The 15,319-nt window shown below is 57.7% G+C and carries 16 protein-coding genes; 9 read left to right on the top strand and 7 right to left on the bottom strand.

Translation table 11 applies throughout. The features are described 5' to 3' along the window. Positions 1 to 21 precede the first annotated feature (21 nt). Positions 22 to 1,347, top strand: a complete 1,326-nt coding sequence (locus ACH518_RS02635) for a LytS/YhcK type 5TM receptor domain-containing protein (RefSeq protein WP_445371765.1) — start codon at positions 22 to 24, stop codon at positions 1,345 to 1,347. Next, a complete protein-coding gene (locus ACH518_RS02630; protein WP_445371764.1) occupies positions 1,341 to 2,141 on the top strand; it encodes a LytR/AlgR family response regulator transcription factor in 801 nt (266 codons plus the stop codon). The genes ACH518_RS02635 and ACH518_RS02630 overlap by 7 nt, the downstream gene beginning before the upstream one ends. A 207-nt stretch (positions 2,142 to 2,348) precedes the next feature. On the opposite strand, the gene ACH518_RS02625 is transcribed toward ACH518_RS02630, so the two are convergent. The 4 genes from ACH518_RS02625 to ACH518_RS02610 all read right to left on the bottom strand — a co-directional run bounded on the left by ACH518_RS02625 (position 2,349) and on the right by ACH518_RS02610 (position 4,388). Beyond that, a complete protein-coding gene (locus ACH518_RS02625) occupies positions 2,349 to 2,843 on the bottom strand; it encodes a GNAT family N-acetyltransferase (protein ID WP_445371763.1) in 495 nt (164 codons plus the stop codon). Positions 2,844 to 2,897: 54 nt separating this feature from the next. Then, complete coding sequence (locus ACH518_RS02620; protein WP_445371762.1) at positions 2,898 to 3,197, bottom strand: antibiotic biosynthesis monooxygenase family protein; 300 nt, start codon at positions 3,195 to 3,197, stop codon at positions 2,898 to 2,900. A 26-nt stretch (positions 3,198 to 3,223) separates the two neighbouring features. Then, positions 3,224 to 3,592 (bottom strand): antibiotic biosynthesis monooxygenase, encoded by a 369-nt coding sequence (locus ACH518_RS02615; protein WP_445371761.1) that lies wholly within the window; start codon positions 3,590 to 3,592, stop codon positions 3,224 to 3,226. A 145-nt stretch (positions 3,593 to 3,737) separates the two neighbouring features. After that, positions 3,738 to 4,388, bottom strand: coding sequence for a glutathione S-transferase family protein (locus tag ACH518_RS02610; protein ID WP_140912737.1), 651 nt, complete (start codon positions 4,386 to 4,388; stop codon positions 3,738 to 3,740). A gap of 109 nt (positions 4,389 to 4,497) precedes the next feature. Between ACH518_RS02610 and ACH518_RS02605 the strand changes: the two genes are divergently transcribed. Further along, the gene (locus ACH518_RS02605; RefSeq protein ID WP_445371760.1) at positions 4,498 to 5,085 is read left to right on the top strand and encodes a TetR/AcrR family transcriptional regulator; all 588 of its coding nucleotides are present in this window, start codon (positions 4,498 to 4,500) and stop codon (positions 5,083 to 5,085) included. A 55-nt stretch (positions 5,086 to 5,140) separates the two neighbouring features. After that, positions 5,141 to 6,622: a polysaccharide biosynthesis protein gene (locus ACH518_RS02600; protein WP_445371759.1), complete on the top strand. Its 1,482-nt coding sequence runs from the start codon at positions 5,141 to 5,143 to the stop codon at positions 6,620 to 6,622. Here ACH518_RS02600 and ACH518_RS02595 read toward each other — a convergent pair. Genes ACH518_RS02595 through ribF form a run of 3 tightly spaced genes read right to left on the bottom strand, consistent with a single transcriptional unit; the run spans position 6,612 to position 8,625 of the window. After that, the gene (locus ACH518_RS02595) at positions 6,612 to 7,475 is read right to left on the bottom strand and encodes an HDOD domain-containing protein (protein ID WP_445371758.1); all 864 of its coding nucleotides are present in this window, start codon (positions 7,473 to 7,475) and stop codon (positions 6,612 to 6,614) included. The genes ACH518_RS02600 and ACH518_RS02595 overlap by 11 nt on opposite strands. Before the next feature lie 2 nt (positions 7,476 to 7,477). After that, positions 7,478 to 7,687 (bottom strand): DUF1289 domain-containing protein, encoded by a 210-nt coding sequence (locus tag ACH518_RS02590; RefSeq protein WP_445371757.1) that lies wholly within the window; start codon positions 7,685 to 7,687, stop codon positions 7,478 to 7,480. Continuing rightward, the gene (gene ribF, locus ACH518_RS02585) at positions 7,684 to 8,625 is read right to left on the bottom strand and encodes a bifunctional riboflavin kinase/FAD synthetase (protein WP_445371756.1); all 942 of its coding nucleotides are present in this window, start codon (positions 8,623 to 8,625) and stop codon (positions 7,684 to 7,686) included. The genes ACH518_RS02590 and ribF overlap by 4 nt, the downstream gene beginning before the upstream one ends. A gap of 342 nt (positions 8,626 to 8,967) precedes the next feature. On the opposite strand from ribF, the gene ACH518_RS02580 reads away from it, so the two are divergent. From ACH518_RS02580 to ACH518_RS02560, 5 genes are all read left to right on the top strand, one after another. Beyond that, positions 8,968 to 9,570 (top strand): hypothetical protein, encoded by a 603-nt coding sequence (locus ACH518_RS02580; RefSeq protein ID WP_445371755.1) that lies wholly within the window; start codon positions 8,968 to 8,970, stop codon positions 9,568 to 9,570. Positions 9,571 to 9,721: 151 nt separating this feature from the next. Continuing rightward, on the top strand, positions 9,722 to 10,663 hold the full coding sequence (locus tag ACH518_RS02575; RefSeq protein WP_445371754.1) for an NADH:ubiquinone oxidoreductase: 942 nt from the start codon (positions 9,722 to 9,724) through the stop codon (positions 10,661 to 10,663). Further along, complete coding sequence (locus tag ACH518_RS02570) at positions 10,663 to 12,180, top strand: nickel-dependent hydrogenase large subunit (RefSeq protein ID WP_445371753.1); 1,518 nt, start codon at positions 10,663 to 10,665, stop codon at positions 12,178 to 12,180. Before ACH518_RS02575 ends, ACH518_RS02570 begins: the two co-directional genes overlap by 1 nt. After that, positions 12,177 to 12,653 (top strand): hydrogenase maturation protease, encoded by a 477-nt coding sequence (locus ACH518_RS02565; RefSeq protein WP_278210394.1) that lies wholly within the window; start codon positions 12,177 to 12,179, stop codon positions 12,651 to 12,653. The genes ACH518_RS02570 and ACH518_RS02565 overlap by 4 nt, the downstream gene beginning before the upstream one ends. Then, a complete protein-coding gene (locus ACH518_RS02560) occupies positions 12,650 to 15,283 on the top strand; it encodes a sensor domain-containing protein (RefSeq protein ID WP_445371752.1) in 2,634 nt (877 codons plus the stop codon). Before ACH518_RS02565 ends, ACH518_RS02560 begins: the two co-directional genes overlap by 4 nt. Positions 15,284 to 15,319 lie beyond the last annotated feature (36 nt).

Below are 15,319 nucleotides of genomic sequence, written 5' to 3'. Positions count from 1 at the left end.
TAAGCAAAACAAGGACACACCATGCACTACCCCATCGCTAACGAGATGCTGTTCCACTGGCTGGACAATACCGCGCAACTGTCGCAACGGGTGTGCGTGGTGTTGATTGCAGCCCACGTATCGATTCGGATCGACTGGCTCAGGCAGGCCTTGCGCGGCGACAGTTACCTGTGGCGCAACCGTTTGGTGTGTTCGGCGTTTTTTGGCATCTTTGCAATGATAGGCACCCATAGCGGGTTTTTGTTGGACATTCACCAATTGGGCAAGCGCATCGCCTGGCCGGCGGACTTGTCGGATGCATTGAAACATTCGCAGGCCGTGATCGGGTTTCGCGATTTGATGGTGCTGGCGGCCGGCATCACCGGCGGACCCTGGATCGGCTTCGGCGCCGGTCTCGCCGCCGGCGGCGAGCGTTACCTGTTAGGCGGTTTCGCCGGCGAAGCCAGCGCCGTGGCGACACTGCTGCAGGGCGTTTGGGCCGGGTTGGCGGTACGCTGGTGGCCGATCCTGGCCAAACGTTTGCGCGGTGCGGCATTCATCGCCTTGCTCGGTACTCTGATGCAAAAAGCGGTTTTGTTGGCGCTGGTGACGCCGATGGCCGACGCGCTGGCGCTGGTGGTGGAGACCGCGCTGCCGGTGGCGGTGGTCAATACCTTCGGCTTGTTGTCGTTCTTGTTTGTGATGCAGGATCTGGAGCGCGACCGCTTGGTCAATCAGGCCCGCCAAGCCGAACTGCGGGCCTTGAACGCGCAAATCGAACCGCATTTCATGAACAACACGTTGAATGCGATCAAGGCCTTGATTCGGCGCGATCCCGACGCCGCGGCGCAGTACGTCGTCAAGCTGGCACGGTTTCTGGACGACACCCGCACCAACACCGGCGCCAATTCGATCTCGCTGCAACAGGAAATTACCCAAGTCGAACGTTACCTGGATTTCCAGCGTCTGCGCTTTCCGGACGCGTTTCAATTCCAACGCAATATCTCGCCGCAACTGTTGCCGTGCCAATTGCCGCCGCGTTGCCTGCAAACCCTGGCCGAGAATGCACTGTTGCACGGGATGCAAGGCCAAAACCGGCCGTTGAAAATCGACATCATCGGCGTCGACCACGGCGCAACCCTGACCTTGCGGGTCAGCGATACCGGTTGCGGCATCGCTGACCCGCGCTTGAAAGAATTGGGCAACCGGCCGGTGGAATCCGCGGCCGGCAACGGTAGCGGCCTGTATCAACTGAAGCGCAGCCTGAAGCTGGCCTTTCCGCGCCAATCCTGTCTGGTCATCAATAGTTGGCCGGGCCACGGCACCGAAGTCGTTTTGACCATTCCGAAGAGGACCACAACATGGTAGCCAAACAACGCATATTGCTCGTCGACGACGAATATCTGGCCCGCGACGAACTGAAAGATATTTTGCGCCGCCGGCATCCGGATTTCGAGCCGGTCGCCGAGGCGGCCGGCGCACGGGACGCCTGGGCGGCTTTGCAAGCCGATAGGAATATCAGTGGCGTGTTTCTGGATATCCACATTCAAACCGAAGGCGAGCGCGCCGGGCTGGATCTGGCTTACGCCATCAACAGCTTGCCGGCCGCGCCTTGGATCGTTTTCATCACCGGTCATCCGCAGACCGCGGTAGAGGCGCACCGGCTGCATCCGGCCCATTATTTGTTGAAACCGCTGGACGATGCCAAGGTCGACGAAGCCTTGAACTGGATTCGGCGCCAGGCGGTGCAGACCGCAGTCGCTGGCGCAGCCTTGCCGCAGCGAATCAAAATCCGCCACCGCATCGTCAACCGCTTCGACGAGCGCGAAACCCATGTCGAATACGTCGATCCGCAGGAAATCGTATTTGTCGCCAAAAATAACGCCGCCAACAGTTTGCGCATCCAGCTAAGTAACGGCACGGCTCTGGACGGCGTTTACGGCGCGCTAAAGGAGTGGGAGCACAAATACCCCGGACTGGGCTTGGTGCAGATTCACCGCAGCCACTTGGTGAATATCCGCCAGATCCGCAGCTTGCGGCCGCGGCCGGGCGAGAACGAAGTCTACAAGGTCGCGCTAAAGGATTCCGGGCACGAACTCGCGGTGGGTCCGGAATATCTGGACGCGTTACGCGAGAAAATGGATGCCGGCTTGGTTTATTGATCCGGTCCGGACGAAAGCTGACTTGGCGCCCGTCGGGTATAGAGCCCGGCTAGCGATAGTGTTTTGCCCGGCCCGAATTCGGCGCCGGCTCAATCTGCTGTTATACGGGATAAGGTCGCGTTCTTGGCGCGTAGGCTATTTCGCCCATTCCAAACGCAATTTTGCGGTTCCGGTCGGTGTCCACCGATGATCCTAAGCAACGCATCGTTAAAACCTAGCCATATAGAATTCGTTAAACCTGTTGCCGCCGATGTTAAGCGAACCGATTCTTTCGCCCTCGATCGCGAACCCGAACTTTTGATACAGCGCCAGCGCCGCCTGGTTGTCGGTGCGCACGGTTAGTTCTATGCGTTCAATTCCGGCCGTATCGGCTTTGCCGATAACAACTTCCAACAGCTTCGCGCCGGCACCGTGTCGCCAATGCGACTTGACCACGCCGAGCACCAGCGATGCCGTATGCGCGTTCCGCCGCTGTTGATTGCCCACCAGCACGCAAAAACCGATTATGTCGCCTGCCGTTTCGGCGACGTACATGAAACGCCGCTCGCTTTGGGCAAACGCCGCGATGATCGCCTGTTGTTCGGACTCGGTGGTTTGGCGTTCGCCGGGTTCGAATAGCATGAAATCGGTTTCGGCATCGAGCTGGTTGAACAAGCGCAACAGGGCTGCGGCATCGGATATTACGGCTTCTCGTATCTGCATCTGGGTTGGGGGTTGGGTTGCCTGGAGTGAGTGAAGGGAGAATTGGGCGCTAGGTTAGCTTCCCGGTTCGAGAACCAACTGGTAGTGCTCCACTGTTGGAAATGGGCTGTAAAAATGGTGTAGTAAGCTTGCCCATTCCCGATATTCGGGCGACGAACGAAAGCCGATGGTATGCGCTTCCAGGGTTTGCCAGTTCACCAACAGAAGATAGCGGCTCTCATTTTCCACGCAACGTTGCAGTTGGTGCGAGATATAGCCCGGGCTATTGGCAATGATGGCCGATGCGACCGCAAATGCCGCCTCGAAATCGGTCTCTTTGCCCGGAATAATATCGAGAATGGCCACTTCAAGCATAGGGACTCCAAAAGCGAATCGCGGCGCTAAAGCGTACAACGTTCTAGCTCGTGCAAATAAATAAAATTGGGCGCTTTCACTCCGGCGCGCTTGCGGATTTCCAGCAGTTCCGCCGATTCGAAAAAGCGGCGGGCCTTTTCCAAGCAAGACCACTGCGAAAAATGGACGATGTTGTTCGCATCCTCGTCATAGCGTAGCAATTGGTAACTGATTTCGCCGGCACTTTTTCTGATGCCCGCCGCTTGGTCGAAAATGGTCTTCCATGCCGGATAAGACTCGACCTCGTGAATAATCAAAACATACTGCATAGTGGCGATTTGGTGGGTTGTGGTCCGGATGATGATACAGAAAAAGTCGCGTGTGCTGAGCGAGCTTTTCTTTTTAACGTAGTTCATTACCTCCGCTAGCGGTTGCAGGCTTGCCATTGCAATTCACAATTGCGATTTTTAGTGGAATTTAAATGGAGAACGCTACGCAAAACAGCACAGCTGGCTTGCGCCGCCGGATTCGAAGCGCTCGAAGCCGGCGGCTAAAGGCCGGTTACTGATTGCCGAAAAACGCCGCCAGCGCTGCAGCGCGGTCGGCGGCTACGATTTGCGCGTGGGGCCGGCTTTCGATCAGTTGCATATAGCTCTCGATGCCCGGAATGTGGCTGTTGACCAGGTTTTCGCCATAAATCTTTTGGGTGGCGAAGCCGACCAATTGCAAATGCGGCCAGGCGACGACGTCGGCGGCGGTGAACGAGTCGCCCAGCGCGTAAGGCGCCAGTTTCAACATTTTGGCCAAGCCGGCCAGACCCGTGTCGAGTTTCTGCCGGACTTCATCCTTGGTCTCCTGCGACACGCTGCCGCCGAATAGCGCTTCCGCATACAGACGGCGGGCAATCAGTTCCACGTTTAGCTCGATGTGCTGGATAAACTCCCGGCATTTAGCGCGTTCGAATCCGTTTGCCGGATACAGCGGATGTTGCGGAAACGCGTCTTCCAGGTATTCCAAAATCGCCTGCGATTCCGACAAATAGCCCTCTGCGGTTTTGATGAACGGAACCTTGCCCAGCGGCGAGCGTTTCAACACCGCTTCGGTTTGGCTCGGGCGTAAGGCTTCCTCGACGAAGGCGATTTCCTTTTCCATCAACGCCAGTTTAACTTTGTTGTAATAGTTGCTGATTGCTATGCCGTATAAAGTAATCATCGAATGATCTCCATCAAGTAAAAGTGTTTTCAGAACAGACCGGTCAGTCTGTTGCAATAATACAGACCGGTCGGTATAGTTGCAACTCCGTTTTTGCAAATATCTGCGTATGGCCCGTAATCTTCAGCAACATATCCTCGACGTCGCTTCGGAACTGTTTTACAGCCAAGGGATAAAAACCACTGGCGTCGATGCCATCGTCAAGGCCGCAGGCACCACCAAGATGAGCCTGTATAAATATTTTCCGTCCAAGGACGACTTGGTGGTCGCGCATTTGAGTAAAAGCCGGGCCAATTTACAGGAGGTTATCGAAGCGGAACTGGCCCAAGCCGGCGACGATCCGCAGCGAAAGCTGCTGGCCGTATTCGACGTGTTCGAACGGCTGCAAGCCAGCCCGGCCTTTCGCGGCTGCCCGTTCATCAATGCCTCGGCCGAATTCGCCGAGGCCGGCAGCCCGGTGCAACTGGCGGCTGCCGAGTTCTCCGAAGGTTTTCGCCGCTTGCTGGCGACGCTGGCCGCCGAGGCCGGCGCTCGCGATCCGGATAATTTGTCCAAACATTTATCGATGCTGATTGCCGGTGCACTGGTGCGGGAACAGATGCAGCGCGGTTCGGCGCCGATGCGCGCCGCTCGCGAAGCCGCCGAGATCTTGATCGAACATGCCTGCGCGCAGTCCGGACCCGCCGCACCGGCTTAACCGCATACAATAGCTCCACCGGCCGCACCGCGGCTTTCGTCGACACTATCGATCCATGTCATTACGCCAACTCGTATCCCAAACCGCCGTCTACGGCCTGAGCAGTATCCTCGGCCGCTTCCTGAATTACCTGCTGGTGCCGCTTTATACCTACACCTTCAGCACCGGCGAATACGGCGTCGTCTCGGAGTTCTACGCCTATGCCGGCTTTGTCGCCGTGTTGCTGGTATTGGGCCTGGAAACCGGCTATTTCCGCTTTCGGCAGCGGCCGGAATTCGCCGGCGAACGGGTTTACCGCAACGCGCTGAGCCTGTTGCTGCTCGCCAATTTGGCTTTTGCCGGCGGCGTCTGGTTATGGCAGGAGGATTTGGCGGCCTGGTTGCAATACCCGCAGCATCCGGAATATCCGCTCTGGTTCGCCTGGATACTGGCGCTGGACGCCTTGTCGGCTTTGCCGTTCGCCAAACTGCGGGCCGAGAATCGGGCCTGGCGCTTTGCCGGCATCAAAATGGCCGAGATTCTGATCGCCATCGGTTTGAATTTATTGCTGTTACTGCTCTGGCCCAAACTGGCGGCAATTTGGCCGGATAGCGCGATCGGCCGTTACTACGACCCGCAAGTCGGCGTCGGTTACATCTTTATCGCCAATCTGGCGGCCAGCGCCTCTAAGTTGCTGCTGCTGCTGCCGCAGTTCAGAGCCGTGCCGTTTGTTTTGGAGCGGGCGGTATTGGCGCCGGTGCTGCGCTACTCGCTGCCGATGATTGTGATCGGCCTGGCCGGTATGGTCAACGAAATGCTGGACCGGGCGATTTTGAAGCTGCTGTTGCCCTACGATCTGCAAACCAATCTGCAACAGTTGGGCATTTACGGCGCCTGTTACAAATTGTCGATTCTGATGACCTTGTTCGTGCAGGCCTTTCGTTATGCCGGCGAGCCGTTTTTCTTTTCTTATGCCGGCCGGGACGACGCTAAACGCACCTATGCCTTGGTGATGAAGTATTTCGTGATTGCCGGCGTGTCGATCTTTTTGCTGGTGGCCTTGTTCATCGACCTGTTCCAATATTTCATCGGCGCCGAATTTCGCCAGGGGCTGGCCGTGGTGCCGATCTTGTTGATCGCGAATTTGTTGCTCGGCATCTACGTCAACTTGTCGGTCTGGTACAAACTGAGCGACCGCACCGGCCTCGGCGCCTGGGTGGCGCTGGCCGGTGCCGGCGTCACCGTGGCGTTGAATATCCTGCTGATTCCGGAGTACGGCTACGTTGGTGCCGCCTGGGCCACGCTGGTTTGTTATGGATTTATGGTGTCGTTGTCCTGGGGCTTGGGCCGGATTTACTATCCGGTCGATTACCCGTTGCTCAAGATCGGGTTTTACTTTGCGTTGGGGCTGGGCCTATATGGCGCCGACCGTTACGCGGTGGCGCAATACCAATGGGATGTTTGGCTTTGCGGCAGTTTGGGTATGCTGATTTATCTGGCGCTGGCGTACTCGCTGGACCTGCGGCCAGTACTGGGCAAGCGTCGGATTAACGGGTGAAGCCGCCCAGCACGTTGTCGGCAATGTCCTGGTGCAGATCGGCGAAGTCTTGCTCGCTTAAGCCGACAAAATTCAACACCAAGTCTTGGATTTCCAGCCATTCGTAATCCGGTTGATAGCCCCAAAACAATTTATCGATATGTTCGGCCATTTTCAGGATGGCCAACAAACTGAGCTCGCTGGCGTCGCCGCGATCGCGCGCCGCGAAGCGCGACTTAACTTGGTGGTGGTCGCGAATCACATTGGCGATGCGCTTCTCCAAGCCCCAGGCACGCGCCAGAAAATAGCCCAGCACGGCATGTTCAACCTGGTATTGGCGGTCTTCCGCAGTGCAAATCGACTGTTCCGGCGTATTGATATGCTGCGACATGAACTCGGCATACCCGGCGAAATGCTGGGTCAACAGCGGGTGGCCGGCGTTGTGGAATAAGCCCAGCATATAGGCTTCGTCCGGGCGCGGATAAAACACGGCGCGGGCGATGGCGGTCGCAGCCATTGCCACGTTTAGCGGCGAATCCCAAAAATTCGGCGGATTGGCGCCTTCGTTTTCTTCGAACACTCGTCGCAAAGCCAGACCGGCGACGATATTGACGATATTGCGCAGGCCGAGCAACGAGGTAGCATGCTGAATCGATACTGCTTTGGTGCGCAAACCGAAATACGGCGAATTCACACTACGCAGTACCAGCGCCGACAAACCGACATCCTGAGCCAGAATCTCGGCGATGGCGTCCAGTTCCGGATCGTCTTTCTGCAGTTCTTTATGCAGTTTGTCCAGCACGTGCGGGGCCGGAGGGATTTTGATGTTTTTTAAGGCCTTACGGACCAATTCGTCTTCGGTAGTATTTGTCATGGTTACCGGTCCTTAGGCCGAAAAAAAGATGCTTGCGGATACGATTGGCGCCGCTGTTCGGCGCGGCGCAAAATTTGTTCGCGGGTAGGGTTGTCGGAACTGCTCCACGAACGGATTTCATCCAGCGAGCGAAAGCAGCCCAGGCAAATATCGTTGTCGTCCAGGCAACAATTGCGGATACAGGGCGAGCGGACAAACGAATCGTCGGTCATCTATTATCGGTGTTTTCGAAAAACTGTTTGGCTGCCGTCACATCGAGACCGATCTGCTGCTTTAGTTGATCGAGCGAAGCAAAGCGGGTTTCGTCGCGCAGTTTGTGCTTGAAATGCACTTCGACGTATTGGCCGTAAATATCCTGGTTGAAATCGAATAAATGTGTCTCCAGTACCACTTTGGAGCCGCCATCGACGGTCGGCCGCGAGCCGACGTTAGCGACTCCCCGATATTCGGCGCTGTCGAGCCCGGTCATCGTCACCGCGTAGACGCCGACAATCGGCGTGTTCTTGCGTTGCATCCGCACATTGGCGGTCGGGAACCCCAGCTCGCGGCCGCGTTTGTCGCCGTGAGCGACCCGGCCGCAGACCGAGTAATCGCGGCCCAGCATCGATTTGGCCTGAGCCAGATCGCCTTCCCCCAACGCGTCGCGGATCAAGGTACTGCTGACCCGTGACCCAGCCAATTCGAAGGAGTGGCTATCCTCCACGCTGAATCCGTAAGTTTCGCCGCGGTGCTGTAATAGCGCGAAGTTGCCGCGCCGGGCCTTGCCGAAATGAAAATCGTCGCCGATCACCAAGTGTTTGACGTTCAGCCGCCGTACCAGGATGTCGGCGATGAATTGCTCGGCGTCGTAATCGGCCAGACTGCGGTTGAACGGCATCACCAGCAATTCGTCGATCGGCAACTTGGCGAATTGAATGGCTTTTTCGCGCAAGCGAGTCAGACGCGACGGCGCGTGATCGGCCAAAAAATATTCCAGCGGTTGCGGTTCGAATACCATCGCCACGGTCGGCAAATTCAGCCGGCGGCCGTGTTCGGCCAGTTTGGTGATGACCAGTTGGTGGCCCAGATGCAGGCCGTCGAAGTTGCCGATCGTCAATACGCAGCCGTTGCGTAACGGCTCCAGATGATTTAGGCCTCGGATTAGACGCATGATCGCAAACGAGTTAAAAACGCCAATTCTACCAGTATGCGCAGACACAGGCCTACAGGCACCGGTTCCGGAGCGCGCGGCATCGCCGGTCTGACAATACGAGGCTGCGGAAACTGCACCCAGTATAGGCAGCCTGAGCCCATATTGGGTGCGCGCGGTCAAATAACGGACGTTCAAGCTATGGAGCGCTTCAAAGGTGGCTTGGTTTTATCTATTTGGCTACTCTCGGTATCCCCGCTGCAAGGCCCTGGTCCACCCTGTCTGGACTCGGTCGCGGATAGATTTTCGGATTTGTCCGACTACACTTGAAAAATCCAAATCGATCTTGCTACGGACTTCCGGATGGCGACTAAACCGACCAATACCTTGTACAACCACAACTCGACCGCAAAGCCGAGCGTGGTCAGTAAGAATCTGTTATCGGGCGAGGTCAAAGACGAAGATTGTCCCTGGGTCCAGGTCGGCCAGCTTTACCTGTCGGTGACGATAACCGGCGAAAACTCCTGGTTGCCGCTGGTCGCGTTGTTGCGGTCCCAAGGCCACAAGAATTTCAAGGTGTGTTCCGGACGCCACGGCGACATCCCGAATATCGTCGATAGAAAGGGTATGACGCTGAATGTGTTCGACAACAAGCACATTGCAGAAGACAAAGCCATCAAGGCCAGAGCCCTGAAAGAGTTCCCCGACATTACCATCGAAATCATCGATACCCAGCAAAGCAAAACCGACCAGATTAAATGGTTGCAACAAGAAACCCAAAAACACCTGAAGTCCAATATCCCGGTGATTTACGCCTGGTGTTATTCGCTGTTTACTATGTGCGAATTCAGCATGCCGGCGGTTGGCGATTCGTTGAAACTCTACGAGAAAGTGGAATACGTCAACGCCCAGAATGCCGAGTTGAACAAAACCATCGCCGAATTGGTGCTGACGTATTTTCCCTAGGTGTTGAAAGGTTAGTCCCGGCGCAAAAGGCTTAAGCCCAAACCCGTTTGCCGCATCGCCAAGTTTTGACGGCCGGTTTTGTGTTTCGATTGGCGCTTAAATTATTGTTTGATTAAGATTAAGTCTTGAAACCCGGGCTCGAGGAAAACCTATGGCTACCTTATTCTGGCTACAAACCGGCGCCTGCGGCGGTGAATCTTTAACTATTCTGTCGGCAGAGGCGCCAAGTTTGGAGCACTTGCTGTCAGACTGCGGCATCGACATGCTTTGGCATCCGTCGCTGTCCCATCAACCGATGCGCCATCACGACGAGCTCTATCGGAGCATCGTCGCCGACGAGCAAGCGCTGGATATTTTATGTGTGGAAGGCAGTATCGTCACAGCCCCGCGCGGCACCGGCTTGTACGACAGTTACCGCGGCACGGCGAAAATGGACATGGTGCGCGAGTTGGCGCAGCGGGCCGGGGTTGTGGTGGCGATGGGAACCTGCGCCGCGTTTGGCGGCGTCCATGCCGCCGCGCCCAATCCCGGCGACTGCGTCGGCTTGCAATTCGACCGCGACCGGCCGGGCGGTTTGCTGCCGCGGGAATGGCGGTCGCGACGCGGCCTGCCGGTCGTCAATGTCGCCGGATGTCCGGCGCATCCGCACACGATGACGCAGACCCTGGCCGGCTTGGCGGCCGGCTGGTCGTTACCGTTGGACGAGTTGAATCGGCCGCAGGCCTTCTTCAATACCGTGGTGCATCAGGGCTGTACCCGTAACGAATACCACGAATACGACATTGAAGAACTGGAGCCGGGCGGTCGCGCCTGTCTGTTTTTCAATCTGGGTTGCCAGGGGCCGATGACGCAGGCGGTATGCAATAGCGATCTGTGGAATGGCGTGAGCAGTAAAACGCGGGCCGGTGTGCCTTGTTTCGGCTGTACCTCACCGAATTTTCCGCGCGACGCCGATCTGTTCGCCACGCCGAAAGTCGGCGAGATCCCGGTCCAATTGCCGTTGGGGGTCGAGCGCTCCCGTTATATGGCCTATAAGAATCTGGCCCGAGCCGCGGCACCGGCGCGGGTGCGCAACAAAGAAATGGATGTCTGATGGCGAAGATTGAACTGAACCTGAGTTTGAATCGAGTCGAGGGCGATCTGGAAATCGCTGTCGAGTTGGAGGATGGCGTCGTCAGCCAGGCGCGCACGGTTGGCACTCTTTACCGCGGCTTCGAGCAGATCATGTTGGGTCGGGCGCCGCGCGACGGTTTGGTCATCACTCCCCGCGTCTGCGGTATTTGCGGCACGGCGCATCTGTATTCGGCGGTTTTGGCGCTGGAACAGGCCTGGCAGTTGCCGGTGCCGGCCAACGCGGTACGCATCCGCAATCTATGCCTGATCGCGGAAGGCATACAGAACGATCTGCGTCAGACCTTTCTATTCTTTACCCCGGACTTCTGCAACCCCCGCTATAGCGACCGGCCTTGGTTTGCCGAGCTGATGGATGCCTTCGAGCCGTTTCGCGGCTCGGTTTACCGGCAGACGCTGGCGCTGAGCCGCAAGGCGGTCGAGATCGTCGCCCAATTCGGCGGGCAATGGCCGCATTCTTCTTACATGTTGCCGGGCGGCGTCACCACTCCGCCAGACCTGCGCCGAATTATTGCCTGCCGGGCGGTATTGGATGAGATTCAGCGTTGGTACGAGCAGACCGTTATCGGCGCTGGGCTCGACGATTGGTTGGCGCTGGACAGTGCAGATGCCTATTTCAGCTGGCTGGAAACCCCGGTCCATGCCGCCAGCGCCCTCGGCTTGCTGAGCCGCAGTGCGCGTGGGCTCGGCTTGCAACGCATGGCGGCCGGCACGCCGCATATGCTGAGTTACGGCGCCTGGTGCGATCCGGAGCAGCCGCAGGACCGGCTGGTGCCGGGAGGGTTTTTCGACGGCGATAGCGGCCAGATTGCGCCGTTGGATCAGCTGATGATTAACGAACATGTGCGACACTCCTGGTTCAAGCCTTACCCAGGCGGATTGCATCCGTCAAACGGCGAAACCATTCCCGATTTCCAACCCAATAGCGACCGCTATACCTGGGCGAAGGCACCGCGTTACGGCGATAGGGCGGTTCAGACCGGACCGTTGGCCGAATTATTGATTGGGGGCGATGCCTTGATCGAGTCCTTGCACGCGTTGGAAGGCGGCAATGCCTGGCTCCGGCAATTCGCCAGGGTCCGGCGCATCGCCTACGAACTGGTTTGCGCTCGGCGGATGCTGGACGAATTGAGCGTCGATTTTTCCCAACCGCATATCTTCAACCCGGGCAAGTCGGCCGAGGTCGACGGCGAGGGTTTTGGCCTGATCATGGCCGCGCGTGGTGCCTTGGGGCACTGGGTAAAGATCAAGGACGGTGCGATTGCCCGCTATCAAATCGTCACGCCCACCGCGTGGAACGCGTCGCCGCGCGACAGTAATGGCCTGCCGGGCCATTGGGAGCAAAGTTTGGTCGGCGTCGCAGTACAGGATCCGGAGGACCCGATAGAAATCGGCCACATCATTCGTTCTCACGATCCCTGCCTGGTCTGTACCGTGCATATGCTGGATACCGGCAAAAAGCGCCATTTTGCGCCTTGATCAAGCGGGGCTCCGGCGGCGTGCGGCATATTCTGTGTTTCGGAAATCCCCTCCATGGCGACGACGGCTTCGGGCCGGCCGTCTATCGCCGCTTGGCCGAGTTACCGCAGCCCGGCGATCTGCGCTTGTTCGATGCCGGTACGCCGGGCCTTTCCGCGCTGGTCCTGTTTCAGGATTGCTGCGAAGCGGTGATTGTCGACGCTTCGGCTCCGGCCGGCCAACCCGGCAAGCTGCGTGAATTGCCGGCGTCAGCAATCGCTACGGAACCGACAGCGGTCGGCCACGGCCACGGTGTCGGCTTTCTGTTGCGAGCTCTCGCAGCATTGCCCGAGGCGCCTCCCGCGTTACGCGTCGTTACTGCCGAAGCCGCCAGCGTGGTCTCGTTCCGGCCTGGTTTGTCGGCGCCGGTCGCCCTGGCGGTCGAGCGGACGGTGGACTTGCTGCGCGGGTATTTCGAGATCGAGTCGACATGACCGAGGCGGAGCTGAAGCAGGAATTGGAACGGTTACGGACCGAAGTAACTGCTTTAAGGTTGGCCAATGCGGCGTTGGAGCAGCAGATGAGCCAGGATGCCGAGCATACCGACGCGATGTTAAAGGCCTTGGAGTCGCAAAGTAATGCCTTGCGCGAAGCCAATCGGCTATACCGCCACCAAAGCGATTTTATCGAGCGGGTAATGGATAGTACCGGAGCGCTGATGATCGTTCTCGGCCCGGAGGGAAAGGTGCGTCAGATCAACCAGCTCTGCGCCCAGGAATTGGCGGAGTCGGAACAGGTTTTGCATCAAGGCGCGGCCGATGGTTGGCTGCATCCGGCCGAGGTGCAACGTCTGCAGACCGAGCTTGGGCAGGTGCCCTGGCCGATTTACTCGCCGTTGTACGAGATGGTGCGCAGCCGCGGCGTTTATGCCGCGGAACACCGCTTGCGTAGCGGCGACGGAAGTTTTCGCCACTACTGGCTGAAAGGGGTTTTGCTACACAACCCGCAAGGCAAGGAAGAGGGGGCGGTGATTTGTGCCACCGACGTTACCGAATTGAAGCAACAGGAAGAGCGTCTGCGCCGCAGCGAGAGCTTGTTGAAAGAAGCTCAGCACATTGCGCAGTTGGGCCATTGGGAACTCGATTTGGTCAGTGGCCGCTTAGCATGGTCGGACGAGGTTTTTCCGATTTTCGAAGTGGAACCGGCGGAGCCTCCGCCGAGTTATGAGGCGTTTTTGGCCTTGGTGCATCCGGACGACCGCGAGCAAGTCGACCGGGTTTTTAAAGCATCCGTCGACAACCTGGTGCCCTACGATATCGAGTACCGCTTACGGTTTGCCGACGGCCGCGTCAAATGGGTGCACGTTCGCGCCCAGAATTATTATTCCGCCGAGGGCCGGCCGCTGCGTTCGGTCGGTACCGTGCAGGACATTACCGATCAACAATTGGTCGACGAGCAATTGCGCCTGGCGGCCAGCGTGTTCGATAACAGTCTGAATGCAATTCTGATTACCGATGCCAAGGCCCAGATTCTGAAGATCAACCAAGTCTTTAGTAGCGTTATGGGTTATGCGCCGGAGGAAGTGATCGGTCGCAAGCTGAATGTGCTGAAGTCCGGCCGCCATACCAAGCAGTTTTACCAAAATCTATGGACTTCGTTGCGGCGGGAAGGGAAATGGCAAGGCGAGATTTGGGACAGGCGCAAGGACGGCGCGTTGATCCCGTTGTGGCAGAACATTTCTTCGGTACGCGATAGCGACGGCCGGGTGATTCGTTACATCAGTGTGTTTTACGATCTCAGCGAACAAAAGCAGAACGCGGAACACATCCATTATCTGGCCTATTACGACGCGTTGACCGATTTGCCCAACCGCCAGTTTTTTCGCGAGCGTTGCGAACATGGTTTGGCGGTCGCCCGCCGCAGCAAACAATCCCTGGCATTGTTGTTCCTGGATTTGGACCGATTCAAACACGTCAACGACAGCCTGGGGCATCCGGTCGGCGACGAGGTGCTGCGGATGGCCGGCCAGCGTTTGAAAGACAGTTTGCGTCAAGGCGACACCGTGGCGCGTTTGGGCGGCGACGAATTCATCATCCTGTTGGATAACAATCCCAGCTTGGGCGATACCGAAATTGTCGCCGGCAAGGTGTTGCAGGCGCTGGCGCAACCGTTTTTGGTACAAGGCCATAAGTTGGAAATCGGCACCTCGATCGGCATCAGCCTGTTTCCGGGCCACGGCGATGACTACACCACCTTGGTCAAGCATGCCGATCTGGCCATGTATCAAGCGAAAGAACGCGGGCGCGGCAATTTTCAGTTTTTCGAATCGCATTTGACGGAGCGGGCCAAAGAGCGCTTGTTTCTGGAGGGCGAATTGCGCGATGCCTTGGAGCGCGGCGAACTGGAGGTGCACTACCAGCCGCAGTATGCGCTGGCGGACGGCGCGCTGATCGGGGCGGAAGCCTTAGTGCGCTGGCGGCATCGGGAGCGGGGCATGATCCCGCCGGACAAGTTTATCGTCATTGCGGAAGATTCCGATTTAATCGTCCCGATCGGGGAGTTTGTGTTGCGCACAGCCTGCCGCCAAGCCCGGACCTGGATCGAGGGCGGCACTAGCTTCAAGCGGATGGCGGTCAATTTGTCGGGTGCGCAAATCGAACGCAGCGACGTGTTGGAAATGGTGGGCCGGGTGTTGGCGGAAACCGGCTTATCGCCCCACTATCTGGAGCTGGAGATTACCGAGACTTACATCATGCGTCAGGCGCAGCGCAACATCCGGGTCATGGAGGCGTTGCGCGGCCTGGGCGTGGCATTGGCGATCGACGATTTCGGTACCGGCCAGTCTTCGCTGAGTTATTTGAAGCGTTTGCCGGTAGACAAATTGAAGATCGATCGCTCCTTCGTGATGGATATCCCCCAGGACGCCAACGACAGCGCGATTACCCGTTCCATATTGGCTTTGGGCCATAGTCTGAGGCTTACGGTGTTGGCGGAAGGCGTGGAAACCGACGAGCAATTGGCGTTTCTAAAGGATTTGGCCTGCGACGAAGTACAAGGCTATTTATTCAGTCCGCCGCTGGACGCCGATCATTTCAATCGGCTGTTGTATCGGCAGAAGCCGTGACGCGGTGCAATGCGAGGCCGTTTCGGCAAGGTTGGG

The sequence above is a fragment of the Methylomonas sp. HW2-6 genome, assembly GCF_052474525.1.
The sequence above is the reverse complement of the archived record's forward strand: the minus strand, read 5'-3'. Positions and strand labels throughout refer to the sequence as shown.

What these genes read in the sequence shown, in the direction of transcription:
- ACH518_RS02635 (WP_445371765.1), top strand. Translation starts at nt 22, where the DNA reads ATGCACTACCCCATCGCTAACGAGATGCTGTTCCACTGGCTGGACAAT.
- ACH518_RS02630 (WP_445371764.1), top strand. Translation starts at nt 1,341, where the DNA reads ATGGTAGCCAAACAACGCATATTGCTCGTCGACGACGAATATCTGGCC.
- ACH518_RS02625 (WP_445371763.1), bottom strand. Translation starts at nt 2,843, where the DNA reads ATGCAGATACGAGAAGCCGTAATATCCGATGCCGCAGCCCTGTTGCGC.
- ACH518_RS02620 (WP_445371762.1), bottom strand. Translation starts at nt 3,197, where the DNA reads ATGCTTGAAGTGGCCATTCTCGATATTATTCCGGGCAAAGAGACCGAT.
- ACH518_RS02615 (WP_445371761.1), bottom strand. Translation starts at nt 3,592, where the DNA reads ATGAACTACGTTAAAAAGAAAAGCTCGCTCAGCACACGCGACTTTTTC.
- ACH518_RS02610 (WP_140912737.1), bottom strand. Translation starts at nt 4,388, where the DNA reads ATGATTACTTTATACGGCATAGCAATCAGCAACTATTACAACAAAGTT.
- ACH518_RS02605 (WP_445371760.1), top strand. Translation starts at nt 4,498, where the DNA reads ATGGCCCGTAATCTTCAGCAACATATCCTCGACGTCGCTTCGGAACTG.
- ACH518_RS02600 (WP_445371759.1), top strand. Translation starts at nt 5,141, where the DNA reads ATGTCATTACGCCAACTCGTATCCCAAACCGCCGTCTACGGCCTGAGC.
- ACH518_RS02595 (WP_445371758.1), bottom strand. Translation starts at nt 7,475, where the DNA reads ATGACAAATACTACCGAAGACGAATTGGTCCGTAAGGCCTTAAAAAAC.
- ACH518_RS02590 (WP_445371757.1), bottom strand. Translation starts at nt 7,687, where the DNA reads ATGACCGACGATTCGTTTGTCCGCTCGCCCTGTATCCGCAATTGTTGC.
- ribF (WP_445371756.1), bottom strand. Translation starts at nt 8,625, where the DNA reads ATGCGTCTAATCCGAGGCCTAAATCATCTGGAGCCGTTACGCAACGGC.
- ACH518_RS02580 (WP_445371755.1), top strand. Translation starts at nt 8,968, where the DNA reads ATGGCGACTAAACCGACCAATACCTTGTACAACCACAACTCGACCGCA.
- ACH518_RS02575 (WP_445371754.1), top strand. Translation starts at nt 9,722, where the DNA reads ATGGCTACCTTATTCTGGCTACAAACCGGCGCCTGCGGCGGTGAATCT.
- ACH518_RS02570 (WP_445371753.1), top strand. Translation starts at nt 10,663, where the DNA reads ATGGCGAAGATTGAACTGAACCTGAGTTTGAATCGAGTCGAGGGCGAT.
- ACH518_RS02560 (WP_445371752.1), top strand. Translation starts at nt 12,650, where the DNA reads ATGACCGAGGCGGAGCTGAAGCAGGAATTGGAACGGTTACGGACCGAA.